The 23,494-nt window shown below is 30.3% G+C and carries 29 protein-coding genes; 4 read left to right on the top strand and 25 right to left on the bottom strand.

What is annotated here, in order from left to right:
- The first annotated feature begins 151 nt into the window (after nt 1–151).
- Nucleotides 152–478, top strand: coding sequence for a helix-turn-helix domain-containing protein (locus tag RAH41_RS18980; protein ID WP_331224737.1), 327 nt, complete (start codon nt 152–154; stop codon nt 476–478).
- Between the two features lie 37 nt (nt 479–515).
- Here RAH41_RS18980 and RAH41_RS18975 read toward each other — a convergent pair whose 3' ends face one another.
- The 8 genes from RAH41_RS18975 to RAH41_RS18940 all read right to left on the bottom strand — a co-directional run bounded on the left by RAH41_RS18975 (nt 516) and on the right by RAH41_RS18940 (nt 8,511).
- Nucleotides 516–1,757, bottom strand: a complete 1,242-nt coding sequence (locus RAH41_RS18975; RefSeq protein ID WP_331224736.1) for a hypothetical protein — start codon at nt 1,755–1,757, stop codon at nt 516–518.
- Nucleotides 1,758–2,469: 712 nt separating this feature from the next.
- Complete coding sequence (locus RAH41_RS18970; RefSeq protein WP_331224734.1) at nt 2,470–4,077, bottom strand: recombinase family protein; 1,608 nt, start codon at nt 4,075–4,077, stop codon at nt 2,470–2,472.
- A gap of 11 nt (nt 4,078–4,088) precedes the next feature.
- Nucleotides 4,089–5,570: a recombinase family protein gene (locus tag RAH41_RS18965; RefSeq protein ID WP_331224732.1), complete on the bottom strand. Its 1,482-nt coding sequence runs from the start codon at nt 5,568–5,570 to the stop codon at nt 4,089–4,091.
- The gene (locus RAH41_RS18960; RefSeq protein WP_165347271.1) at nt 5,542–5,715 is read right to left on the bottom strand and encodes a hypothetical protein; all 174 of its coding nucleotides are present in this window, start codon (nt 5,713–5,715) and stop codon (nt 5,542–5,544) included. Before RAH41_RS18960 ends, RAH41_RS18965 begins: the two co-directional genes overlap by 29 nt.
- A 271-nt stretch (nt 5,716–5,986) precedes the next feature.
- Entirely contained in the window at nt 5,987–6,265 is a 279-nt protein-coding gene (locus RAH41_RS18955) for a hypothetical protein (RefSeq protein ID WP_331224728.1), read from the bottom strand.
- Between the two features lie 72 nt (nt 6,266–6,337).
- Nucleotides 6,338–6,910 carry a suppressor of fused domain protein gene (locus RAH41_RS18950; RefSeq protein WP_331224726.1) on the bottom strand — a complete coding sequence of 191 codons (573 nt, stop codon included), beginning with the start codon at nt 6,908–6,910 and terminating at the stop codon, nt 6,338–6,340.
- 72 nt (nt 6,911–6,982) lie between these two features.
- Nucleotides 6,983–8,002 carry a DUF4030 domain-containing protein gene (locus RAH41_RS18945; RefSeq protein ID WP_331224724.1) on the bottom strand — a complete coding sequence of 340 codons (1,020 nt, stop codon included), beginning with the start codon at nt 8,000–8,002 and terminating at the stop codon, nt 6,983–6,985.
- Nucleotides 7,999–8,511, bottom strand: coding sequence for a sigma-70 family RNA polymerase sigma factor (locus RAH41_RS18940; protein WP_331224841.1), 513 nt, complete (start codon nt 8,509–8,511; stop codon nt 7,999–8,001). Before RAH41_RS18940 ends, RAH41_RS18945 begins: the two co-directional genes overlap by 4 nt.
- 329 nt (nt 8,512–8,840) lie before the next feature.
- Between RAH41_RS18940 and RAH41_RS18935 the strand changes: the two genes are divergently transcribed.
- Together RAH41_RS18935 and RAH41_RS18930 are read left to right on the top strand one after the other, a co-directional pair.
- Nucleotides 8,841–9,008, top strand: coding sequence for a hypothetical protein (locus RAH41_RS18935; RefSeq protein WP_331224722.1), 168 nt, complete (start codon nt 8,841–8,843; stop codon nt 9,006–9,008).
- Entirely contained in the window at nt 8,978–9,325 is a 348-nt protein-coding gene (locus RAH41_RS18930; protein WP_331224720.1) for an NUDIX domain-containing protein, read from the top strand. Before RAH41_RS18935 ends, RAH41_RS18930 begins: the two co-directional genes overlap by 31 nt.
- Nucleotides 9,326–9,374: 49 nt before the next feature.
- Here the strand turns inward: RAH41_RS18930 and RAH41_RS18925 are convergent, their stop codons facing one another.
- The 8 genes from RAH41_RS18925 to RAH41_RS18890 all read right to left on the bottom strand — a co-directional run bounded on the left by RAH41_RS18925 (nt 9,375) and on the right by RAH41_RS18890 (nt 14,722).
- On the bottom strand, nt 9,375–10,226 hold the full coding sequence (locus RAH41_RS18925) for a hypothetical protein (RefSeq protein ID WP_331224718.1): 852 nt from the start codon (nt 10,224–10,226) through the stop codon (nt 9,375–9,377).
- 177 nt (nt 10,227–10,403) lie between these two features.
- Entirely contained in the window at nt 10,404–10,652 is a 249-nt protein-coding gene (locus tag RAH41_RS18920) for a hypothetical protein (protein ID WP_331224716.1), read from the bottom strand.
- A 207-nt stretch (nt 10,653–10,859) separates the two neighbouring features.
- Complete coding sequence (locus RAH41_RS18915; protein ID WP_331224714.1) at nt 10,860–11,642, bottom strand: hypothetical protein; 783 nt, start codon at nt 11,640–11,642, stop codon at nt 10,860–10,862.
- Nucleotides 11,643–11,878: 236 nt separating this feature from the next.
- Entirely contained in the window at nt 11,879–12,220 is a 342-nt protein-coding gene (locus tag RAH41_RS18910; protein WP_331224713.1) for a hypothetical protein, read from the bottom strand.
- Nucleotides 12,221–12,416: 196 nt separating this feature from the next.
- The gene (locus RAH41_RS18905) at nt 12,417–12,860 is read right to left on the bottom strand and encodes a hypothetical protein (protein WP_331224712.1); all 444 of its coding nucleotides are present in this window, start codon (nt 12,858–12,860) and stop codon (nt 12,417–12,419) included.
- A gap of 226 nt (nt 12,861–13,086) precedes the next feature.
- Nucleotides 13,087–13,626, bottom strand: a complete 540-nt coding sequence (locus tag RAH41_RS18900; protein WP_331224710.1) for a hypothetical protein — start codon at nt 13,624–13,626, stop codon at nt 13,087–13,089.
- Nucleotides 13,627–13,774: 148 nt separating this feature from the next.
- Nucleotides 13,775–14,020 (bottom strand): cytoplasmic protein, encoded by a 246-nt coding sequence (locus RAH41_RS18895; protein ID WP_331224708.1) that lies wholly within the window; start codon nt 14,018–14,020, stop codon nt 13,775–13,777.
- Between the two features lie 69 nt (nt 14,021–14,089).
- Nucleotides 14,090–14,722, bottom strand: a complete 633-nt coding sequence (locus tag RAH41_RS18890) for a DUF4304 domain-containing protein (protein ID WP_331224707.1) — start codon at nt 14,720–14,722, stop codon at nt 14,090–14,092.
- 892 nt (nt 14,723–15,614) lie between these two features.
- Here RAH41_RS18890 and RAH41_RS18885 point away from each other — a divergent pair.
- Nucleotides 15,615–16,700, top strand: a complete 1,086-nt coding sequence (locus tag RAH41_RS18885; protein WP_331224706.1) for an IS110 family transposase — start codon at nt 15,615–15,617, stop codon at nt 16,698–16,700.
- Nucleotides 16,701–17,204: 504 nt separating this feature from the next.
- On the opposite strand, the gene RAH41_RS18880 is transcribed toward RAH41_RS18885, so the two are convergent.
- The 9 genes from RAH41_RS18880 to RAH41_RS18840 form a co-directional block, all read right to left on the bottom strand.
- Entirely contained in the window at nt 17,205–18,050 is an 846-nt protein-coding gene (locus tag RAH41_RS18880; RefSeq protein ID WP_331224705.1) for a hypothetical protein, read from the bottom strand.
- A 161-nt stretch (nt 18,051–18,211) separates the two neighbouring features.
- The gene (locus tag RAH41_RS18875; protein WP_331224703.1) at nt 18,212–18,472 is read right to left on the bottom strand and encodes a hypothetical protein; all 261 of its coding nucleotides are present in this window, start codon (nt 18,470–18,472) and stop codon (nt 18,212–18,214) included.
- A 557-nt stretch (nt 18,473–19,029) separates the two neighbouring features.
- Entirely contained in the window at nt 19,030–19,329 is a 300-nt protein-coding gene (locus RAH41_RS18870; protein ID WP_331224701.1) for a hypothetical protein, read from the bottom strand.
- A 158-nt stretch (nt 19,330–19,487) separates the two neighbouring features.
- Complete coding sequence (locus tag RAH41_RS18865) at nt 19,488–19,961, bottom strand: YxiF family protein (RefSeq protein WP_331224699.1); 474 nt, start codon at nt 19,959–19,961, stop codon at nt 19,488–19,490.
- Nucleotides 19,962–20,148: 187 nt separating this feature from the next.
- Nucleotides 20,149–21,261, bottom strand: coding sequence for a hypothetical protein (locus RAH41_RS18860; protein ID WP_331224698.1), 1,113 nt, complete (start codon nt 21,259–21,261; stop codon nt 20,149–20,151).
- 224 nt (nt 21,262–21,485) lie between these two features.
- The gene (locus RAH41_RS18855; RefSeq protein ID WP_331224696.1) at nt 21,486–21,719 is read right to left on the bottom strand and encodes a CPCC family cysteine-rich protein; all 234 of its coding nucleotides are present in this window, start codon (nt 21,717–21,719) and stop codon (nt 21,486–21,488) included.
- A gap of 149 nt (nt 21,720–21,868) precedes the next feature.
- The gene (locus tag RAH41_RS18850; RefSeq protein WP_331224694.1) at nt 21,869–22,333 is read right to left on the bottom strand and encodes an SMI1/KNR4 family protein; all 465 of its coding nucleotides are present in this window, start codon (nt 22,331–22,333) and stop codon (nt 21,869–21,871) included.
- A gap of 244 nt (nt 22,334–22,577) precedes the next feature.
- A complete protein-coding gene (locus RAH41_RS18845) occupies nt 22,578–22,730 on the bottom strand; it encodes a hypothetical protein (protein ID WP_331224692.1) in 153 nt (50 codons plus the stop codon).
- A 155-nt stretch (nt 22,731–22,885) separates the two neighbouring features.
- Nucleotides 22,886–23,083, bottom strand: coding sequence for a hypothetical protein (locus RAH41_RS18840; protein ID WP_331224691.1), 198 nt, complete (start codon nt 23,081–23,083; stop codon nt 22,886–22,888).
- Nucleotides 23,084–23,494 lie beyond the last annotated feature (411 nt).

The raw sequence follows: 23,494 nt of genomic DNA, 5'->3' as shown, positions 1-23,494 counted from the left end.
GCAACTAAACTGCCATTTTGTTGAATAAGAAAAGGTAAATTTTCAGTTCAAATGTTAGCTCAAATTAAAACTATTAATCTACAAATATTTGAAGGGAAATATAAGTTTTTATCGAAATTATGTTTAACAAAGCTTGATTCGGAGGGAAATTATGTTACTCGACCTGGGTGAAAAAATGCGAGAATTACGGCTTCAAAAAGGGTATGGTTTAAATGAATTTGCTAAAATACTAAGTATTTCACCGAGTTACCTAAGTCAATTAGAAACAGGAAAAACGGAGAATATCTCCTTCTCCTTACTTCAGAGATTGCAAGAAGAACTTGCATTACTGCCATTAAATTTAGATGAAAACTCTAGAATGAGACGTTTATTTCAGCAAATGGACTTACTAAAAGAAGTGGATGAAGAGTCATATGAGTTTGTTCTTTTTAGTCTAGAGTCGAATATAAAATGGTTTATTGAAAAGAAAGTTAGGTAAAATGACCTAATGGCGAAGAAAAATAGCTGATTATAGGCTATTTTTCTTCAGTATTATTGGAATCCCCTCCTAGATCTGCAAGATCGGTATCTCCTTCTTTATCTTCCTTATCTAGTTTTGGTGACACAGGATTTACCTCCATATCTATCAATTGTTTAAGTTCTGGATAAAACACCTCGTTGAAATAACTCTTCATTAATTCCCCTCTAGTTTCACCCTTTAAAGTTTCAGACTTTCCTTTAATTTTCATTTCATAATCATTTTGATCAACATCAAAATATTTTTTTTCTAAAAAATTGTTTTGGTCATCATAAAAAAGTTTATACCGTTTTTCAGCTAAACTTTCAAAAATTGCTTTATTAGGTGCATTATCAACTATAATATCAGTTTTCTTTATGAGTCTTTTAAAGAAAGCTTTAAAGTCATATTTTTTTAATATTTTTTGATTCTCCTCTTTACTTTTAGGCAAAATTTTATCTTTTTTATTCTCATTCTTATTAATTTCTTTCCATTCTTCCTTTAGCGTCCCGAATTCACTTATCAATTTATTGCATTTTTCTTCACTTTGACTATCAAGGTTCTCAATTTTTTTTAATATAGTTCTTTGCTCCTCTTCATACTTATCTAGTTTTTCAAATTTACTATTAACATGTTGTTTTAAATCTTCCATACTCTTTAGTAAATCTGCTATATTACCTTCTTCTATTTGTGAATTAGACTGTATTTCATTTTTCACAACTACTTCAGACGCGCTTTGATGACTATTAGCCTTGATTTCCTTTTCTTCATTGTTTTCCGTCTTTATCGCCTTATTCGAATATTCATCTTTGAAAATATGTTGTTTTAAATCTTCTACATCCTTAAGTAATACTGACAAACTTACCTCTTCCATTTTTAAATTAGACTGTATTTCATTCTTCGCAGCTATTTCAGACGAGTATAGTTGTGTATCGTTTTTGATTTCTAAATCTTCATTAAGTTCTTCCTTAAAATATTCAATTTTTTTTACATGATCTTTGAATAATGTCATTGCACTTAATGGAAGTTCTTCAACTGTTTTTTTGTATACCCTAATCAGATCTAATAAGCCTGGTCTTTCTTCTTCAATAAACGATATTAAGTCTGGTTCCATAATTTTATATCCACCTTGACGATAGCTTGTTACAGTAGCGTTTATTTTTCCTTCACGAATCCATTTGCGAAGAGTTTGTATTGAATCAGTTAGGTAACAATCCATCAGGATTTTCAATGCTTCTTCCAAATTGTATTCTCTCTCCATTTTGCCACCTCCTAAAGAAACTCGTTCATATCAAGATACGATGGTTTTATCTATTTATGAACTATTTAAATAACTTTTGATCCGAAATAAGCTCCCCATAGAAAAAGAATGGAAAACCAAAAAAACTATAATATTCCCCTTATAATGTTGTATTCTTAACATTGTTAATGTAATATTTAGCAGCCAATGTTGTTGATGCAATGTTATTTGATCACTATACCTTATGTAATATTGCATCGTTAATATTCTAATAACAATATTGGACCATCACAAAAAACCGCTTTATCACTGTTGGTTTTACGAAAAACCGCCCTATGATGAAAAAACAAAATAACCGAATATACGGAATTCTACAACAATTGTCGAATCACGCGCAGCGCTAAGGTTCAGTCATACCAAGGCGGTTATTCATAACAATTGCTATAGCTACTGTTATGAATAACCGCCTGTGTAGATAGGCTTGTACAAATAACCGCCATTAAGCCATTTCGAATTTCATCATTTCGCTTTTTTGTATAGAAAAATAATCTGATTATTTTCTATTTGTCGAAATGAAATTTTTTCATTTTTATAGAATTACAGCTTATCCAAAAACTAGGACAATTGTTCTTGAATTGAAAATGAAAAACTTGCGTACTTTCTTCATTATAAAATAGAAAATAAAAGAAACGGAAAAAAAGCAGTATAGAGTAATCACTCCATACTGCTTTTTTTATAAGCTGAAATATTGTTTAAACGGGGAATTCAGAACGAAACTGAATTGACCTTCCGAATCTTCATTTGGTGTTACATAACATTCTTTTACAGTGAGTAAAACCAATGATCTCTTTTGTGTGTGGGATAAATTGTCTAGGTTACTTGAAGGAAGGATTTTCATCAATTTATCATATTCGTACGAGGTTTTTCCTGCTATGTTTTCTACTATCATCTTTTCATTTGAAAGTTTTTTACGATTTTGCTCTAAAACTTCAATTTTTTTTCGAACAGCATCTTCCGTAATCATTAAACTAATTGTTAGAGGATCGAACGAATCAATAAATTCTTCCATAGGAAGCTCTTCTTTCACAACTATTTCATCAAGAACTTTCATTAGTTCCTTTAATAAATTTTGTTGTTCAGTCAACAAATAATAATTATCTGATAACTCATTGTTTATTTTTGTTAATTCCAACTGTATTAGCTTATTTACGTCTTCTTCAAAAAACTTAAAACTCTTTTTACACAAATCTTCCCAGTATTGATAAAAAAATTTGTTAATCATCTCATCTGTCACTTTCAATTCGCACTGACTAATGTATAAACGTTTTCCTTTTTTGTTTTTCCTCCGATCTTTTGTTAGAAAATCGGCTCCTTTACAAATTTCACACTTACACTTTAGTATCCCTCTAAAATAAAATGGTGTATTTGAATACTTAGGGGAACTTTGACTTAGCATTTCATATTTACGCCAACAAATTTCCCAAATTTCAGTTGAAATCGGTGGGTCACTCACTAGAATTGAATCATTTGCTTCAATCCATTCTTCTCGCTTCTTTAATGCATATCCATGTTCATTTAGAAAACGATGATAAGCATACTTCCCCATATAAATTGGATTTGTGATAATGTATTTTACCTTATTCGGGGTCCATTTTAGTTGTTTTTCAAAACATCTCTTTTCTTTTGAAATAAAACCTATTTTTCTTTCATTAAGTATTCGTGCAATACTATTAAAGTTTTCACTGGTTTGGTACAATGAAAAAATATCTTTAACAATTTTAATTTCATCACGATTTTGAATAAATGTCTTTTGGTCAGGATCAAAACGAAATCCATACGGAACTTTTCCTCCTCGGTAGTTTCCCTTACTCATTTTTTCTTTCAACGAGGCTTTAATTCTTGTTGAAAGATTATCTACTTCTAGTTTGCTTAAACCATCTTCGAGTGCATTTCGAACAATATCATCACTTGTATAGAGCTGATTTCTTGAGGCAAGAATTACTGGTACATTATACGTCTTAAAAATTCTTCGAAGTTCAGCATGTTCTTTCGGGTCACGAGCCAATCGGTCTACATCTGATACAACCAGGGTATCTATTTCTCCTTCTTTGATGGCAAAGAGTAATTCATTCAACTTTTCACGCTTTGAAAATGATTTCTTTGTTGCTGATTCTTTTTCATCAAAAAGGATTGGTTCATCCACGGTTCGATGATCCATTAAATTTGCAATGATTTCGATTTGACGTTCAAATTTTTGATCATCTGATGAAACGCGTGTATAAGTAGCGATATTTTTTGCTGCTTTTAAGATTTCTGATACACTCTTATCATTTTTTTTCACCATCGATCCTCCTACTTCTTATCTTGCTTATAAAAAATTTCTGCTTTTAACTTTTCATTAACAACTATTTTTGAAATAAAAAATTCGAGTAATCTTTTTTGTTGAAAATTATTTAACGCGTTGATTTTTGGTAGGGGCAAGTTATCGATTAGAGAAATTTTTATATTATCTAAAACTTTCACATGTTTTTCTTTCTCAATCTTTAGTTGATGGTATATAGTCTTATATTCCTTAACTAAGTTCTCAAGCCCAGTCATTTTTTCATCACTTGACTCAGTTGGATCTTGAAGTAATTGAACCGTTTTCCTTTGAATTCTTTCCTTTACTTCTTTGAGATTTCTCTCTAATCGTTCAATTCTAACAGCTCTTGGTTTTAGTAAAGTATTTACTGCATATTGAATAATTTTTTGTTGATTTTTTGCAATATGATTGTAGAACCGATCTGTTAACTTCTCTAAAATAACTTGATCTGCAAGTTTAATCTGTATCTTCACGTAGCCCTTGTTCGTATTGCAAACATAAAAAGAGTCTTTTACAACTAATTTCTCCCCACATTTTGAACAAATAAGAAGATTAGTTAATTTCGGATGAATGACTTCTGTTACACTTTTAAGCGCAGTTCCTTTTAACTTCATTAATTTTTCATTTGCAGTGTTCCATATTTTTTCATCAACAGCCTTTAAGTCTTTATTTACCTTTTCAGATCGAATTACTTCCCCATCATAAATACCTGAAACTATCCCTTTATGTAACTCTCTAGCTATAAATTTTGAAAAATCCGTTCCTATTATTTCTTTATATTTCTTAAAATGCTTATTTGCATCCGACATACTTTTAAATTTCTCATTTAAAAATTCATCATAAATCAATTTAATCTTTTCTTTATCATCTTGTGAAATCATGATGATTTTTTTCTCTTTGCGATCTTCATCGGTGCTTGAATCCGCTAGATCCGTTTCTTTTTCTTTTACTTCTAAACTAGACTCTAGTCCCATGAAATATGGTTTTGGCGGTTTCCCTCCTCCCCATCCCCCTGCTCGAATCTTTGCAATTCTTGAGACAATTAATCGCTGAATAATGTTATTCCCTTCGTACTCAGAAATTGCTCCAAGTAATAACTCAATAAATTCACCTACAATTCCTTCAAACATCTGAGGTTCATTATCTCCAGCAAAAAACATTTTTACTTTGTGTTGTCGAAGGATCTCTACAAATTCGATATACTGTTCTGTTCTTCGTGAAATTCGATCTCGCTTAAACACAATTACCCGCTCAATGATGCCACTTTTAATTTCAGTTATTAATTGGTAAAGCATTTTCCGCTCTTCTATTTCAGTACTCCTAGCAGATTTTGTCTGTTCATTGAATACTTGATGCACAATCCAACCTTGATTACGAGCGTAGTCTAAACAAGCTTTAATCTGATAATCTATTGAACTTTTTTGCTTATCTTCATTCAAAGACCTACGTACATAAATCACTGTCTTCTTCATGCTGCGCTTGCTCCCCCGTCAACAAATGATTTAGTTCGTTCTTTACTAAACTTAAATAATAGGACTTCCACTCTTTTTCAAACACTGAATCATAAACATATTGAACTGTTTCAATTTGTAGTTCATTCAAAATCTTTCCTTTCAATCTAATCACCCTTTCTACTAATACAGATAGTTTGACCAGACGAAAGTATTTTATTCTTGAATAAAAACAAATTGTTTTTATGTAAAAATATTATAGGCATTTGTAACTTGTTCATTATATGAAAAAATCTATGCAGGACAACACTCTAAAAATAAAACAGAACGTGAAATGGATTTAGAGATTTTAAAAAAAAGCATTGCTCAAGGGCAATGCTTCAAACTTTTGTTTCTAATTCATTTGGTTATGTTGAAAATTTGATTAATGAACTCTATTAAAGCGGAATATCTTTATATTCTTTAAAGACTTCTAATTCATGTGCTAAGGTTTCTTTCATTTTTTTTACACATTTTTCATTACATAAAGCAAATATACCATCGGTTCCACTTAACTTGGCTTCAGAATCTTTCCCTGTTACAATCATTGGAACACTTGTATTTCGAGTTCGGAGCCCTATTTGAATTATTTTCCCTTCACTCGCGGTATATTCTTCTCCTTCTACAAATTTAACACTTACCCCAAATACTGGCTTGTCATTCCTAATTTTTTTCATACACCAGGAACATCTTAGCATTAAGTCACCTTCCAACACTTATATTAAAAGAGCCTTTTTAATGTTATTTAACTAAATGATCGATTCCCTTGTAAAATCAATTAAATCTGGATCAATTTCCTCTAATAAATCTTCAAATCTTGACCAGCCATTTTTTAAAACAAATTCAGCTTCTAGGTCGGTGATGGGTACCATCCAAACTTGTACAATTGGGGCTTCTCCATCACCTACTTCATATTCATGAAATGAATCAGGGAAATAAACTGGAACAGTTGCGTACATTGCTTCTAATTTAGTACCTTTAAACAATTTGCCTCTTGGTCCAATAACTTGTCCTCTTAAAAAGGGGATATGACTTTCAATTACTTCAAGTCCTAATTGTTGAAGTAAGTTAGGAATATTTTGATCACTAAACTTTGAATCTGCCACAATAAATAATTCTTGTCTGATGATTTTACCAGATTCAGAACTTTTCAAAGTATGATGACTTAATCCCAATGTGGAATAAGTTACAGTATCAGGAAATGGTCCTTTAGTATACTTAACTACATTAAACGGTAGCTTTATCCCATTTTTATCGTAACTCCAGCCAAATTCAATCATTCCCAAATGATTTTCTAAAAAATTCACATAATTATTATTCATATGATATTTTCTCCCTAAATATCTATAAATTCTGTTACAAGCTTGACATTCTAATCTAGCCAATTAAATCAATCAGTTTATTTTCTTTTTATCCTTACTGTATACGATAATTTTAACTTTTTCACCCTCAAGTATGGTCAAAATATCATCTGATTTTAGGTACTCATTGATGTCTTTATCAATTTTCATTCCTAATTCTTTTGCTGTTGGATCATAACTTTGTATGGAAGTGCTTATCATAATTATAAATGGTTTACTTTTATAACCGACTCCAGTAACCTTGTACTCTTTTTTTGACAGTAGTCCTTCAGCTATAGCAGGAATAATCTGACTTCCTTTATCAGCTGCTCTAACTTCTACCATTACTCTAGTTACTTTAATGTTATATCCAGGATAATGATTTGATTCAGCAATTTCCTTCGCTACCTGTTCAACATCACGTTTCACTTCGTTATAATACTTTTTTGACCCCTCCATATTAATAAAGATGGTATCTTCCGTCGGGTCAGCTTGAACCATGTTAAATGTATAATTTAAAGTTGTTAATCTTTTCGTAATTTCACTTTCAAGTATTGTTTTTTCTTTCTTTTCTGCTTCATTTAATTCATAGTCGATCCGTTCTTGAAATTTGGAAATTTTCACGGAATAAGAATCGTAGCCCTTTGATTGAAGTATGTCGTTTACAGTCTTATTGATTCCGCCTTTTACCTCATTATAATATTTCTCTGATCCATCTACCCAAATGTGGATTGTTTTCTTAGGTGAATAAGTGATACCGAAACTACCTATTTTGTATCCTCTCTCTTTCAGCTCTTCCCAAATCACTTTCTCTAAAGGTTTCGATTTAAAAATAAGATTAAGATACGGTATTTTGGAAATGACTTCTGCCATCGTAGGTGAAATAAAAGCAGCGCTGATGAACAAACTGAACAATAATACAGCTACACTACCACCGTAAAGTATCTTCCGTCCAAGTGTTCTTTGCTTCCTCTTTCCATTCTTGATTGCAGCTTCTATGGCATGATTTAATTTTTCTTCTGGAATCTGTATGTTCTGAATTTCTTGTTTCAATTTAGTTGAGAAATTATTCATAAGATATACTCCTCTCGTAGATCCATTTTCAACTGATTAATCGCTCTATGTAAGTTTGTTTTTACAGTTCCTTCTGGACATTTCATTGTTTGTGCAATCTGTTTAATCGTGAAATCGTTGAAATATCGAAGAATGATTACCGTTTTATATTTTGAATCCAGTTGGTCAATTGCATGAAGAAGATCCATGTTTTCTTCAAGTTGCTCACATCCTAATTGTTTGGATTCTTCTATTCTTTCCATTGGAATCATTCTACTTTTTTTCTTCATCCAATCTAACGCATTATTAATTAAGATTCGAGTCAACCAGGTTGAAAAGTACTGTTCTTCTTTCACATTTTTTATTGCAATAAATGCTTTATAAACCGTTTCTTGTACTATTTCCAATGCATCATTTTCATCTTTTACGTACAAATAAGCTGTTCTATACAGTTTCTCTTTCTCAACTTCAATTAGCTCCTGAAATGCTTTACTATCACCTTTTTTGGCTTGATTGATTTTTTCCTCCATCAACAATGTCACCCCTCCAATCTTTACAATTATTAGACTGAAAACTTTCTCAAAACGTTTCAAATTTAGCCATTAAAATAAAGAAAATAATTATACAACTTAATAAGCTTTGTATTCAGCAAGTTAAATTCTTTAAAATATATACTATTTTCGCCTGATTTTACTAAAGGTCCTTCTACGATAAATTTTATTTGAACATTTACAGCGAACTTTTTTAACACTAAGTCCATTTGGTTCTAGTTCTTTTCATACATTCCCCCTAATAACTTAGACTAAGATTAGGATGGAATGTATAAAGATAAAGCTAATTAATAAAAGTGGGGATTACAATGAATTGGGAAGAGTCATATATCGGGAAGCTTAGAAATTTTGTAGGTCATCAAAAGTTAATAGTTCCATCAATTAGAGCAATTATAGAAGATACGAATGGAAACATCCTCTTTATTGAGAGAAAAGGTGAGGGTAGATGGAGTATGCCTGCGGTTCAATTGAATTAGATGAATCTATTTTTGAGTGTTTGGTTCGAGAAGTAAAAGAAGAAACAGGCTTAGATGTAATTTCTGCAAAAGTAATTGCAATCTATTCCAATCCAAAATATGGTCAAAAAAATAAGTTTCGTGATGCGTACCAATTATTTGAATTCTTGTTTTTGGTTGAAACATGGAAGGGATCATTGATAAAATGTACGGAAGAAACAATTGATGCAAAATTTTTTATTTTAGACGAAATTCCTCAAAGTACGAATGAATTTTGGACATTATTTAAAAAGGCAGTATTTGAGGACTATATACAATTCAAAAACATGAAAGTTTAATATTAAAATAAACTTTTCAGCCAATCGTGATTTTCAATTAATGCAAGAGTTAGTTGTACATGCCATATTTCTTTTCTTCCAATCTGTCACTTAACTTATTAAAAATCTGAACTACCTCAGGCAATGATAATTTTTTTGCTAACAAACTCCCTTTTTCAATTGATTTAGAAGCCTCTTCGAATAAGTTTGATTTAATTTGAGCATCTGCAAGGCAATACCAGTAATACCACGCATCCATTTTTGAAATTTTATCATTATAAAACTTTTCAATAACAGGATAGTATTTAGAATATAATTCTTTTTCATAAACTAATTTTTCACCATTCCAATTTAATACATCCACTAAATAACTATCAGCAATATACGCTCGCCAAACTGCCAAACCTTCTTTTTGATTTCCTTTCAAAAGGTCGATTTCATGATAAGGAACTTCTGCGATATTCTTAAATGAGTTATCAATCCACTGAAAAATTTCAAGGTTGTTTCCTGCTGCTGCACCAATGGTAACACCAAATAAATATTCTATTATACCATCACCAGTAAAATCAGCTAATCCTGAAAAATCTAAATCTACACCTTGAGTTTTTGTCTCCCATACTTTTCCCCACTCGTTATTAATCTTCATTAATACTATTACTCCATACTGGGAAGGAAAAGGTTGCTCTTTTGCTTTAATTTTATATGTTGCGATTAATTCTTTCTGCCCATCCTGATTAAAGTCATAAAGTTGAATTGGAGGCGTGGACAAAGGTTTTTCAGGACTTACAAGTAAAGCATTTGACGGAGTAAACTCTTTAACAATTTTCATTAGCCCTTCATTTAGTTTTTCGTCAGCCTGAACAAATATCGGTGATAGATTCAATGTCACAAATAGTAAGGTAAATCGCATAATATTCTTCATCAAATATGTCCCCTTTTACTGGTATAGGACTATATTTCCTACTATCAATTTGGATATTATGGTCTTTTTTTGAAAACTCTTATTGAACTAATCTACGAAATCCATAAAAAAAACAGCCAAGTACTGCTCTTGATCTTCAACTAATGCATGAGATAGTTGAATAGAGTATATGAAGAATTAAAATAAAAACTTACTAATTAAAAAAGCGATTAATGCAAGAAAAATATACTTTAGTATAGTATGCAACTTCCATTTTTCTAAGAAATAATAAGCTGCAATATAATAGAGTGAGGTTGCTATAAAAAAGAATGTGAATGACAAATGGAAATATTCTCGAATAAATGCAATACCAAAAAAAGTTAATAAATGAACATCATCGTATTTCTCTTTTGGTTTTTTCTCTTTATTTTCCATTTCCTGTGACATTGCAACTTTCCCTTATAAGATCGGCTAGATATATTATATTCCTTAATATATATTTAAATCATTGCTCAATAAATGAATGCCTTGTTACACTTATTCATTTAAATATTTAGATCAATAAAAAAAATCGACTAAACAGTCGATCATTATATTCAACTATTGTATAAGATAGTCGAACAACAAATTATTTTTTCAAATAGAAAAACTTACTTAAATTTCTAATTGAATCGTTGTTATTTTTTTCTCTCTATTTACCCATAAATACATATTCTTACATTTGTGAGCAAAATATCTAATCGCTACGGAATCTTTTAAAGATTCATCTAAAACCAGACTTACCCATGAAAATGATAATAAGTGTTTACCTTTTATTGTCCTAATTAGATATTCGAATACCATATCAAAGTCTTGATCTTCGTATTTTTCTAATTTCTCTGTAATTACCTTGTAACCTAAAGATGGACTCCATTTTGGTTCAATTTCACTAACCTTACCATAAAGATCGCTAATAATAGGATTTATTCCTTTTTTAAGAATCTCATCTAAAGACACCTTTTTAGGATTAGATAATCTTACTTCAGTAGGTAAATCATTTTCATAAACAACTCTACAATTTTTAAAATGTAAAATAACTTCTGTTATCAGCCAGTTATCCAACTTTTTATTAACAAAAACGGAAATTTCACCGTTTTCAAATTGATTACCTAACATTAAATAAAATTCTGTTATTAATGAAAAGTGAGGATCATGGTTTTTACTTGGTATAAATTCTCTAATTCTAAAATCCATGCTGACCTCATCATAATCTCCGACTACTTCAAGATTTTCATAAAGTTCTAGCCATTCCATATTTTCGAAACTTAAATTTTCTAAGTCAACCATATATTCTGGTTCAATCGTTAACGTAGCATATGAAGTCCATCCTACATTTTTAGGCGTAAATCCAAACAATCTAAATAACTTTTCCTTGTAATAATCATTAAGTTTTCCCATCTATACCTCCTAAACTTATTCATTTCAATATTCAAGATACTCCTAGTATTCCCCTTCTTATTCAATTAAACTTCCATATAAGAGAAACAGAGGATGATCGATTAATGATCATCCTCTATTGTTATTGAACTAAAGCATGCGTTAGCCATCCATGAATCCTCAGATTCACAACAGTGAATGGAAGCTTATATCGTACTCCCATGGTAGTTCAATAAGATTTGATATTTAATTTCTGTTTATTTTACAATATCAATCTGTTGTAACGTTGCTTTTCCTTCACTGAATATAGGAGTATACATTTTACTTGATTTAAAGCTCAATACCATAAAATATTCGCGTTTTTTTTCAATTAAATTCCAGACATTTTCTTCTTTTACAATTACTTTTCCTGTTATATTTTTGTCATTAACACCAACAACTTCAATGATGTATTTATCTTTTGAACGCATTTTATCTATTACTTTCATAGAGGTAGTTGTACTATTATTTACGGGTTTATTTGTAGAAGAATAAGCTCTATATCCTGTAAATATTAAAATCAATGCAATTACCGTTAAAAGAATACCACGTAATTTCATTATCAGTTTACTCCCTTTTTATCTGTTAGAGAAGATTTTCATTAAACTTCCTTCCATCATCTTTTTCTATAACGCTCCCTTAAATACCTGTTTTCTAATTCAACTATCCTGCCATTTTGTTGAATAAAAAAAGCCGCATATTAGCAGCTCTTGATGTTCAACTATTGCATGCGTTAGTTACATAAGCTTTATTACACTACACATTCGTTTGAACCTCTGGATGTTCTATATTTTTCTTTTCTAAAACAGTTATAAGTATATATCCAAAAATCAGGGCAGCAACGAGATATATTTCACTAGACAAAAGCACAGTGCTTATATAGTTTGGTAGTAACATCAAGATACGTGCTTTGGCATAAATCAAAGGATACAATGCAATATATAGTGCTGGTACACCAACAAATACCAATTTTTCTAATTTGAAAGCCCATCTTCCACTTTTACTGTTCTCTTTAAGAATCGTTGGTAATCCGAGGAGTATCCCAATGATGATGTATAACAAAGGGGCATAAATTATCATTGGGATGAAATTATAAGTTTCAGCTGTATGTTGTTTCAACAATCGATGGAGTTGTAATACTATGAAAATTGTAATAAAGAAAACAACCGAATATAAGAAGTATCGAAATGCTACCTTCAACGAAATAAGAATCACTCCTTTTCAAGGTTTACATTTATATATTCTTCAGATTACAGATTATACCTTTTGCTTGAGAATACAGAACGCCTGCTAATTAGTACAATTGGTTTAGATCAATACTAAAGGGATTTGACTACATTTGTTATAAAGGATCAAAAAAGTCGACTTCCGTCTTCGAAAATCGACTTTTTAATATACTCTTGTTCAACTAACGCACTGCGTTAGTTCAATTACCATGCCAACTATTCCATACACTTTTGAAATACCCCGACAATAAACCTTTTCCCTGGAATCTATCCTCGAGAACAGCTCGAACCTGCTGAAATTCATATTTATGTTTTCCGTATGTATTAGGAATGGAACCCATATAAGAATATTTATACACTGGATCATTTGGACAAAGATCGTATGCACGTTTTAGCATAGTTTTACCTTTTTCTTCCCAATACTCAAAGTCACCAAAATAATATGGAAAAAGTGAAATCATATAACCAAAACACCACAGAAAATCCTCGTTCGCCATAAAATTTTCCAAGCCAAAATCAGTGATCTGACGTAGTACAGACTCTAATTCATCAAAATCTACACCTTTAATACCTAAAGGTCCTTCTTCTACTAGAACAAACCAGCAAAAGAATCCAAGGCGAATAACAGTTTTTATGTCATTACGATTTTGGTTCCAATGTTTAACCAAGATAGTTTTTGCTTCATTCCACTTGCCTTGACTTTCTAGGGCATCTACTTCAGCCCATTTCCAATTAATCACAGCGATTTCACCTTCTATCTTGAATATTTGTTAAAATGACTTCTAATGGATCTTAAACTACTATGGGAGTGCGAAATAAACTTCCATTCACTGTTGTGAATCTGAGGATTCATGGATGACTAACGCATGCGTTAGTTGTACAACAATTCTAAAACCATGCCTTATGCATTCCTTTTAGAAACAGTTCTGTGATAGGTAATCCAGAACTTTCTCCAATAACGGAATCTATTCCACAATATGGACATATTGCAGTTTTTTCGCTATCACACCATTCTTCAATTTCTGAAGGACTATATATTTTTAAACAGTAAAAACAACCACATAACTTGTCTTTTTCTAATTCATTTCTATGATGACTAGTAAATCGGTGTGCTTTATCGAACTGTGTATCCATAATGAATTCTCCTTAAATATAATATAAAACTACAATTAATTAATTAAACTAAAGCATGCGTTAGTTGAATTACAAACCAATTCTTTTTCGCTCTTGTTCCATAAGTTGAGTGTACATTTGTAACTTCTCTTTTTCATTTAAGTGTTCAGCAAAATACCTTGCTTTATAGAATTTATTATAGGAATCATGTCCTTTTTCAATTTCAGTAAATGCTGTATTTACATTTGTTAATTCCCTTAACCATTCTAAACCATTCTTTAAAAAAGATTGCTTTATATCTACTATAACTTCTTCAACATTCAAACCGTCTGTTTCAATCCACCAAATATCTTTTCTTTCCCTTTCAGCAGGATTATCTAAATGATTTGTATAGTTAGATTGATTCAGGTTGCAATTTAAAGACTTTTGAAAGTGACATTGATAATATTTCGGGAGTAATTCGCCATTATTACCAATATTAATTTCACTATTTAAAGGTGGAACAAAATCATAATATATCCCCATTTCTACATGAATTGACATAGGAGTCCAACCTGTAACATTGGAAAAATAACTACCGACTCCCTCAATATTGAGTACCCAAATACTATGATTATGCCATCCCCAATTATTTCTTGTATTGGTCTTTGTAAATCCATGTTCTTTTAATGATGGAGTTAATATTTTTCTGATTATCTTATTAATTTCAGGAGAACTAATCATTGTGAATCCACCTCTTAGAATATTTGCTCATTACTATTATAAATGGAATCCTTATTGAATGAATCCTTATTGAACTAAACTGCCATTTTGTTCAATAAAAAAAGAGCCGATCATGTTGTTCATCTTATTCAGTGCGTTAGTTGAATATCATGTGTTATTTAGTAGTTCTTTTTCTTATTCGATAACTGCTGTTAAGGTAAATAATAAATTAAAAAAAATTTACGAAATAAAAGGACCTCTCACCTGGTCCTTTTGTTAAGAAATAATGATTTTAATTATTTTTGTTTAAATACAAATGATTGCTTGTATTTTCTTGCTGGGTACTTTTCCCCCGTTGTCATTTTTTCATAAGGTTGTTCTCTCCATGTAATAACTACCTCGATGTTTTTAGCATTGGAAGATACAGGCATGTTTTGATGATGTAATTCTTGTTTTAGAGGAGATACTCCACTAGTAAATAACCAATACATAGTGCGTGTATTTGGTTCATCCCTGTAAACTTCAATTTGTGGGTCATAAACTTTATCTCCAATGTTTTTTATGTCTAAACTATAAACGTTGAATACGTCTTTTTTTGGCTTTACGTCATTAATATCTGGCTTATCAAAGGTAACCTTCCACTGGTCAGAGTTTTTTGCTGTGGGAAGTTGATTTAACGATAAAGCACTTGCGGAATTAGAACCAAAAATTGTTAGAGTTATTGAAGTAAGTTAAAAACTTCCATTCACTGTGGTGAATTATTGATTCATGGTTGGCTAACGCATTAGTTAGTCATAATGAACGAAACGGCTCCTTTTGCTTAGCGTAGGTTGCACTTGGCAATAATGGGAGTTAAGTAAAAGCCTACCCATTCCAAATGTAGAGCTACAAACAAAAAGGAGCCGTTTATAATATGAAGGATAGTCAAAAATTTATTGGTTTAGACGTTTCAAAGGACATTATTTCTGTTGGTATTGCTGAAGAAGGACGTGGAGAACCACGTTTTCACGGTAATATTCAAAACACACCTGAAAGCATTCGTAAACTTTTCAAGAAGTTAGGCGACCCAGAAAAGCTACTAGTTTGCTATGAAGCAGGTTCATGCGGGTATTGTATTTACCGTCAGCTTTTATCAATGGATATAGAATGTATTGTAGTTGCACCTACTCTAATTCCGAAAAGAGCTGGTGATCGAGTAAAAACAGACCGTCGTGATGCACTAAGACTAGCTCAGCTTCTTCGAGCTGGAGAGCTAACTTCTGTTTGGGTACCTGATGAAAACCATGAAGCTTTAAGAGATTTAATTCGTGCTCGATTTGATACTCGTGAAGATTTACAAAGAGTACGTCAAAGACTTGTTCACTTCTTACTACGTCATGAAATTCGCCCACCTCAAGGTGTAAAAAATTGGACAGTAAAATATCGTGCTTGGTTGAACATTCTTACTTTCGAAAAAACTTCCTTACGAATTGTATTCCAAGAGTATCTTCATTCAATTTATGAAGTTGAAGAAAGAATGAAGAGAATTGAAGCACAGATTCATGAAGAAGCAATAAAAAGCGAACATGCGCCTGTCATTCAAGCACTTCAGACATTAAGAGGAATAGCTGAGATTACGGCTGTAACATTAGTCGCTGAAGTTGGGCAATTTTCTCGTTTCTCAAATCCAAGGCAACTAATGTCCTATGCAGGACTTGTTCCGAAAGAATATTCCAGTGGATCAAATCGTTGGCAAGGTTCGATTACCAAAGTTGGAAATTCACATATCCGCCGTGCTTTAGTGGAAGTTTCCTGGTCTTATCGCCATCGTCCATCACTAAAAGGTGAATTAAAAAAGAGACAAATTGGTCAACCACTCGAAGCACAAAGAATTGCCTGGAAAGCTCAACACCGTCTTAATTTAAAATATTGCCGAATCACTGCTAGAGGGAAAACTGGTAAATTCGCAGTAGTCGCAGTCGCTCGAGAATTAATTATTTATATGGGCAATTGGTTGTAGTATCGAAGATTCACAACTATCCAAATCAAAAGTCGCTTAAAAACTTAAACCAGTAGTTAAAAGATTGAATTAATAGAGTAATAAATATTGAAATCTTGGCTCGGAGGCAAATTCGGTAAGGAGAACCCTCTTGTTCAACTATGCATTAGGTTTTAATAACTGAACATGCGCCGTTAGATCGAGGCAGCTCCGTAACGGATAAAATGAAATGTGGTAACCAACCCACGCATATCAGACTGTAAATCACTGTTAATTTATTTGCCTTCGTGCCAAGCTTTTAAGACATTATCTTTTCTTTAAAAACAAAAAAATCTACTATTTATAGAGTTGTCATTCACAGACTTAGAAAATCTAATTTTTAAATTCTAGGTTGGTAGTCTTAATTTAAGTCTGTCTAAAAAATGAAAAATCCCTAAATTAAAACCTTTTTGGTTTGGTGGTTTGACAGTTTCGTTCATATCAGTTGAATAAGATTTTTTAATAAAACTACCAGCATTTATTCTATTAAACCAATAAAATTGGTTCAAATTCCAAGTTTCTGTCCAATTTATTTTTCTTAATAAATCGGAAAAATTCTTGAGAAACTAAAATTATTCTTGCACACATATGACCGTCTCCAAAGGTTTCAGCAGTCTTGATAATATCTACATTTACATTATCAAATAAATTTTTTTGGAATATCAAACTCCTTCCACTTAAAATATATTTGGTTCCTCCACATTTTTGACAAAATAATGTGATAGCTATTGCATTACTTTCTTTTATCATTCCAGGTTTAAGTTGATCACTAATATAAAGTTGGTGTACGTCATCAAGTATTACATTATCTTTAGCATTTTTTTTAACTTCATAAAAATCAAAACCTTTTAGCGTACTCTTTTGCAATTCATCCTTCGCTTTGCTACTAATAAATAATTCATCTTCAATCCAGTTAAGCATTAGAAAATTCTTACTAGACCATTTCGGTGACTTTTTCATTCTAAAACTGTCTTTCTGAACTAGTCCACTCCCACAACCATCACATAAATTTTCATCGTTATAGGTGATGTGTTCATACGCCATATTTCCCTCTGGTTGAGGGTATGCCCATCTCCATTTACTTCTTACGCTTAGCCATTTAGCATTATTAAACTCATTAGTTGAATAAACAGTTTCCCCTAATGATGGTATGTCGTACTGATCGGCAATTCTTTTTACTTCCTCCCAATGTTCATTATCTTCAAATATTTCAAAAACGATGATGCCGTACGAACTTTTATAGGGAATTTCATTTGAAATTAAAAAGTCTTTGAGCCTTATATCCCCTTTATCAAACGCATACCTGTGTTTATATCTCATTTTCTCCTCCAATGACTTTACTTTACTCCAATGTTACCATATTATTTTTAAGATTTTTATTAAATAATTTTCAAAGTCTTGTTCAACTAAACTGCCATTTACTTAAATAAGAAAAAAGCTACCGAAGTAGCTTTAGGTTGTTCAACTAATGCATGGGTTAGTTCAATAAAAGTTTACTTTTTATTTTTTATTAATTTACGAATGTAATAGCCCATCAATAATGAGAAAATAATTGCAGTATCTAAATAATCTGGTAAAAATTTTAACATCCATAAACTTAATATAAAAGTAGATCCTGTTAAGTGTTCGATATACTTTGCGTGACTTAATTTATTTTTATTAGTAAAAATAATTATATAAGCAATTGGTGGAACTATAAAACAAATTGTAGTAATAAATTTATCTCGAAGATACCAGGGAATTGAAGGATTCATAAAATTAACCTCAACATTTCTTTTTTGTTTTACATTATCAGTGAAGACATGCTTTTTATACACTACCATCTAAAATGAAAATTTACTTAATAATTATTAAATTACATTATTTTAACAATTTCTTGCTAACATTGATACCTATTAATACAACAAAAAAAGATCGACTTAAATGTCGATCATGTTATGCAACTAAAGCATGCTTTAGTTGAATAAGAAATTAAAATATAACCGTTTTCAAAAGAAAGATATATTAAATTTACCGATTTTCTTTCTTCTCTCCAACAATAAAATAATATATTAACCAAATTACAATCAAGAAACAAAGTCCAGCTGAAACATAATCTTTAGAATTGAAATTAAGTATTGTTAAAATAATCATTATCAATAGGGGTATCATGCGTGATAAAATTTTTCCCATAAATTTATTCCTTTCCTTACCTAAAGCAATAGTTAGATACATAAATTAACTCAATTGATTCTAAAAACAATGGAAAAACATTTATAGAATTAAAAACTTTTAAGATTGGATAATAACTGTTTTAGGGGTTAATTTTTATTTAAAAATCTGAAAAAAAGATATAAATAATAAAACAAGCAAACGTAATAGCGCTCATCCATTTTGGAATTTTCGCATTAAATTTACCTAATATTCCTCTCAATAAGTCATAACCTAATTGAAAAAGATTTATTGCTAAAAATAGAATTAACAAATTAACCCACATAGAATAATTGTGAAGAAATTTAGTTCCATACATAATCAATGGAAAGAAGATTACCCAAGATAGTAATTCAGCTAAATCATACCGTCTTGCATTGTTTTTAAAAAGCCACCTTCCATATTTCTTTAATAAAGACATTTTTCCAACACCTCTAATATTACTATTCGTTCTACTAAACTAAATTTTACCACTTATTTATCCAATTTTAATTAGCAAAAAAATCCATTTCTTATTCCACTAAACTGCCATTTACTTGAATAAAAAAACTATCCTTCGATATCGAAGAATCGCATGCGTTAGTTGAATAAGCCCCAGTTAGTAAATGTATCCCAATATTCGAACCTTTCAATACAAATTCCTAAATTAAATGTCGATTCAAATACTACAAAATCAAAATAACCCTTGGAATACCCACTAAAGTTAACAATCCAATTAATATCACTAAAAATATCTTTTAACCTTAAGACAATCGCGCCTGTTTCAAGATAATTCAAATGAAACAAAATAACTTCCTTTTCTTGAAGTTGCTTAGGTATTTTCTTAAATAACAAATCAAGTTCTTTAACTGCCTTAGAGTTACTATGGTCAAACTTAAACTCTTTTTTATTTTCACCTAACTTATCTATTTCGTTGTATAAATTACTAAGTAATTCTCTGGAATATTGAGGTTCTATGAAAGAATTTAGAGTTAGGTGAATGTCTTTAGTCTTCATTTCTTTAATTATGTTATTTCGGTTATTTTTCATTTGAAGTAATTTAAACTTTTCCATTCGATCATCAATCTCCACTTAAACATTCTCCTCAAACGAACATATTTATTAGTTCTATTTTAACAAAAAATTATATTCCTAATTGAACTAATCTGCCATTTACTTCAATAAAAAAACTGCATTTAAGCAGTTTGTGATCTTCAACTCAAGCATGCGTTAGTTGAAGAAGGAAAAGGTTAAATTAAAATTAACGTGAAATTATATATAGTTGATTAACTGCCTTTTCTTTTTGATTTGAATTATAAACAGTTACTTGATAAGTCTCGTTATTATTTACACTTACTCCTGAAATAACAAAGTGATTTTCATCTGATTTAGGAAGTTCAATTACCTTATCTGACATAATGTCTTTATAACTATTACTATCTTTGTAGCATATGTAGCACTCGAATACATTATCTAAATCTATAACAGCCCATCCATTAAAATTTTCTCCGACAAATCTAATTAAATAATTTTTAGAGTTTATTTTTATTGGAGTCGAAATTGTGTAAAAGAAACTTTTTGGTCCTAACTCTATTAATTTTTTCCTAATCACATCTCCATTAGGTGTAAAAGAGATTCTAAAAAGTAAATTGTTATCAAATCCAATTAAGTCAGTATTATTCTCAAAACTTAATCTTAATACTTCTACATCATTTAATTCCTCTACCTCAAGAAATCTCTCATCAAGAATTTCTCCTTTTTGATTAATATTTCGATGCAACAATTTTCCATCATGCCAAGCAAGTAATTGAAAACTATCTTGATGATCAATATGAACTTTGTTCATTTTAGGTTGCCGTATTTTAACAATTTCACGTTTCAAAATTGTATTTTCTCTAAATTCCAATTTACAAAGTTGATCAGGTTTTTTCCCGAATAAATCATTATTAAAAAAAATTACAGTATTTTTTATGTTACCTATCCATTCACCTACAAAAGAACGGTATTTATACTCCTTTTTAACTTCAGAACGATTAAGTAACGGTATAATAATTTCCATGTTCTTCCTATCGTCCAAACATGTATTAATACTCCAAACTGAATCATTTGGAGAAATAAATATTTCAGGCATAGTTCCTTCAGTTTCTTTTAAAATATTTAAGATATTTCCTGAACTATCAATTTCTACAAATAAATTAATAGGAATAGTATCCTCATAGACTTTTAAGGTGAATAGTAAGTTATTATTTGGTAATGAAATTTGGTTCCCAAAACTAATTCCTTCTTTTGCTGAAATACTAATTAAATTACCAAAATCTTTATCTACACTACTAAATTCCAAATGTCCAAAAGCTTCTTGAAGTTCTTTAAACATAGCTATACCTCTTTCAATAAATATTAATTTTATCTTCTGCTCGTTCATATTTATATAAATTTTTGCAAATAAATACTAAATTCCTTGTTCAACTAATCTGCCATTTACTTCAATAAAAAAACTGCATTTAAGCAGTTTGTGATCTTCAACTAAAGCATGCATTAGTTCAATACCTACTAACTGTAAAAGAAAGTCAGCTAATTGAAATTAAAGGTAATTTTCTTTTACATTTTCGGTTTAATTTTATCAATGTACTTTAAATTACTAACACGGTATTTTTTAAAGTTTTCCTTTGCCTGTCTTAAAGATAAATCATTAGCTCCACCTACAAAGTCTTCGTCTTCATTTTGAATTATATCATCTTCCCAAAAACATACTTGGCATATTTCATAACTTCCACGATCCTCTTCTTCTAGAGTTTTATAACCACAACATGGGCAAGGATACAATTTTATCATTTGAAATCTCCCTAACATTATTGATATATCTTATTATACCTTATTAAACTAAGCTGCCATTTTGTTGAATAAAAAAAATCGACTAAACAGCCGATCTTGTTGTTCTACTAATGCATGCGTTAGTTGTATAAAAGTTATGTTGTCCTCTGTTATTCCTCTAAAGAATCATTTAATAAATCTAAAAGAAAATCTCCAAAGTTCTTCGAAACAATTTCAAATGGTTGTTCACTTAATGGAAGTCCACTGACATAAGAAACAACAGGGGCGTTATCATCATTAATACCTTGAACTTTTGAACAATCGAGGCAGAAATATTCTCCATCATCGGCAAAGTAAAAACAAATTAAATTATTAGGCAAATTTTCTTTATCCCTAAATTTATTGGTAATCCAAACCATATTTGGGATCCCTGTTTCCTCTGTTCCTAGACCATATATTTCTTCTCCAAAAATATCTCCCAAACCATAGTGTTTTAAAAACTCTCTATAACTTTTAGGAAATTTCACCTTTAATTTATTTTCTGCATCAATTATAGTTTGTTCATCAATTTTACCAATAAAGTCAGATTCTTCTATATTAGCTTCTATAATTTCTAGTGCTTTATCTATCGACATGTATTCTCCTCCATTTTAATTCATTTTTAAACAATTTTAACATGATTTTAAAGCAATTTATCCTATTTTTTCATAATCTTTATTGAACTAAAATGCCATTTAGTTGCATAAGAAAACGATCCTTCGTTATTGAAGAATCGCATGCGTTAGTTCTATAAGAACCAAATATTATAAACTACATCCATCCTATAATTGCAAAGGCAATTAACATAATCCCAATAAAAACGTACATTATTCGTAATATCTAAACGGGAATAAATTTTACAATATACGAAAAAAGACCGCTGCTTAGTTTTTCTTCATTTTTTCTATCTTCTTTAGAATAAGTAACTCCTAAAATGATTGCAAATACTCCAAGTATAAAAGGAAATAGGGGGACTAAAATATCAGTATTCATTGTTCAGACCTCACTGTACCGTTGGTAAGTAAATTATATAGGAAAAGATATTTGTAAACTATACTGCCGATAATAAAAAAGGGGCTGATCATCAATCAGCTCCTAATTTTTTATTGAACTAATGCATGCTTTAGTTGCATAAGGAACTTTTATTTTTACCATCCAATAAAATAAAAAACAAGTCCTAATGCTACACCTACTAATATAACTCGTTTGTATATAATTTTTTTTTGATGTTTTTCAAATTTAATACCAGCTAAACCTTCTTGTATTTTTATCATTGATAAAACTATAAACCAACAAAATATAATGCTACCTATAATGTTAAACGTTAAATCAAATATTAATTCCATTTTTATCGCTCCTAAAATCTTGTTCTACTATTGCATCAGTTAGTTCAATAAGAAAATGAATATTTCTTAAATTTGTTTTAATGTTAGTTTCATATTTACTAGAAAAAAATGACTATAAATAGTAAGCCAATGCCTATCAAGACTCCACCTATCGCATCTGAATTTTCCCATAAAAATAATAATGTACTTTTATTTTTAAAATCGTATGATCTTATCCTTTTAAATAACCATAGTCCAAAAATAATAAGAAAAATAAGTCCAAATAAAAGTAATATTGGTGTGTCTTTTATATATTTTTCGTTTCCCACTATATCCCTACTTTGTCATTGATCTATTTAGTCATTTAATTTAAAAATAACAGAGCTACTGTAATCTTTCTCTAACGTAATTTGAAGTATTTTAACAAACTAA

Origin of the sequence: Gottfriedia acidiceleris (assembly GCF_036421055.1) — a bacterium.
GTDB classification, from domain to species: domain Bacteria; phylum Bacillota; class Bacilli; order Bacillales; family Bacillaceae_G; genus Gottfriedia; species Gottfriedia acidiceleris_C.
The sequence above is the reverse complement of the archived record's forward strand: the minus strand, read 5'-3'. Positions and strand labels throughout refer to the sequence as shown.

Bases quoted from the DNA above. Each gene is read 5' to 3' on its own strand.
- RAH41_RS18980 (WP_331224737.1), top strand. From the start codon at position 152: ATGTTACTCGACCTGGGTGAAAAAATGCGAGAATTACGGCTTCAAAAA.
- RAH41_RS18975 (WP_331224736.1), bottom strand. From the start codon at position 1,757: ATGGAGAGAGAATACAATTTGGAAGAAGCATTGAAAATCCTGATGGAT.
- RAH41_RS18965 (WP_331224732.1), bottom strand. From the start codon at position 5,570: ATGAAGAAGACAGTGATTTATGTACGTAGGTCTTTGAATGAAGATAAG.
- RAH41_RS18955 (WP_331224728.1), bottom strand. From the start codon at position 6,265: ATGAAAAAAATTAGGAATGACAAGCCAGTATTTGGGGTAAGTGTTAAA.
- RAH41_RS18950 (WP_331224726.1), bottom strand. From the start codon at position 6,910: ATGAATAATAATTATGTGAATTTTTTAGAAAATCATTTGGGAATGATT.
- RAH41_RS18945 (WP_331224724.1), bottom strand. From the start codon at position 8,002: ATGAATAATTTCTCAACTAAATTGAAACAAGAAATTCAGAACATACAG.
- RAH41_RS18940 (WP_331224841.1), bottom strand. From the start codon at position 8,511: ATGGAGGAAAAAATCAATCAAGCCAAAAAAGGTGATAGTAAAGCATTT.
- RAH41_RS18935 (WP_331224722.1), top strand. From the start codon at position 8,841: ATGAATTGGGAAGAGTCATATATCGGGAAGCTTAGAAATTTTGTAGGT.
- RAH41_RS18930 (WP_331224720.1), top strand. From the start codon at position 8,978: ATGGAGTATGCCTGCGGTTCAATTGAATTAGATGAATCTATTTTTGAG.
- RAH41_RS18925 (WP_331224718.1), bottom strand. From the start codon at position 10,226: ATGAAGAATATTATGCGATTTACCTTACTATTTGTGACATTGAATCTA.
- RAH41_RS18920 (WP_331224716.1), bottom strand. From the start codon at position 10,652: ATGTCACAGGAAATGGAAAATAAAGAGAAAAAACCAAAAGAGAAATAC.
- RAH41_RS18915 (WP_331224714.1), bottom strand. From the start codon at position 11,642: ATGGGAAAACTTAATGATTATTACAAGGAAAAGTTATTTAGATTGTTT.
- RAH41_RS18910 (WP_331224713.1), bottom strand. From the start codon at position 12,220: ATGAAATTACGTGGTATTCTTTTAACGGTAATTGCATTGATTTTAATA.
- RAH41_RS18895 (WP_331224708.1), bottom strand. From the start codon at position 14,020: ATGGATACACAGTTCGATAAAGCACACCGATTTACTAGTCATCATAGA.
- RAH41_RS18890 (WP_331224707.1), bottom strand. From the start codon at position 14,722: ATGATTAGTTCTCCTGAAATTAATAAGATAATCAGAAAAATATTAACT.
- RAH41_RS18885 (WP_331224706.1), top strand. From the start codon at position 15,615: ATGAAGGATAGTCAAAAATTTATTGGTTTAGACGTTTCAAAGGACATT.
- RAH41_RS18875 (WP_331224703.1), bottom strand. From the start codon at position 18,472: ATGAATCCTTCAATTCCCTGGTATCTTCGAGATAAATTTATTACTACA.
- RAH41_RS18870 (WP_331224701.1), bottom strand. From the start codon at position 19,329: ATGTCTTTATTAAAGAAATATGGAAGGTGGCTTTTTAAAAACAATGCA.
- RAH41_RS18865 (WP_331224699.1), bottom strand. From the start codon at position 19,961: ATGGAAAAGTTTAAATTACTTCAAATGAAAAATAACCGAAATAACATA.
- RAH41_RS18860 (WP_331224698.1), bottom strand. From the start codon at position 21,261: ATGTTTAAAGAACTTCAAGAAGCTTTTGGACATTTGGAATTTAGTAGT.
- RAH41_RS18855 (WP_331224696.1), bottom strand. From the start codon at position 21,719: ATGATAAAATTGTATCCTTGCCCATGTTGTGGTTATAAAACTCTAGAA.
- RAH41_RS18850 (WP_331224694.1), bottom strand. From the start codon at position 22,333: ATGTCGATAGATAAAGCACTAGAAATTATAGAAGCTAATATAGAAGAA.
- RAH41_RS18845 (WP_331224692.1), bottom strand. From the start codon at position 22,730: ATGAATACTGATATTTTAGTCCCCCTATTTCCTTTTATACTTGGAGTA.
- RAH41_RS18840 (WP_331224691.1), bottom strand. From the start codon at position 23,083: ATGGAATTAATATTTGATTTAACGTTTAACATTATAGGTAGCATTATA.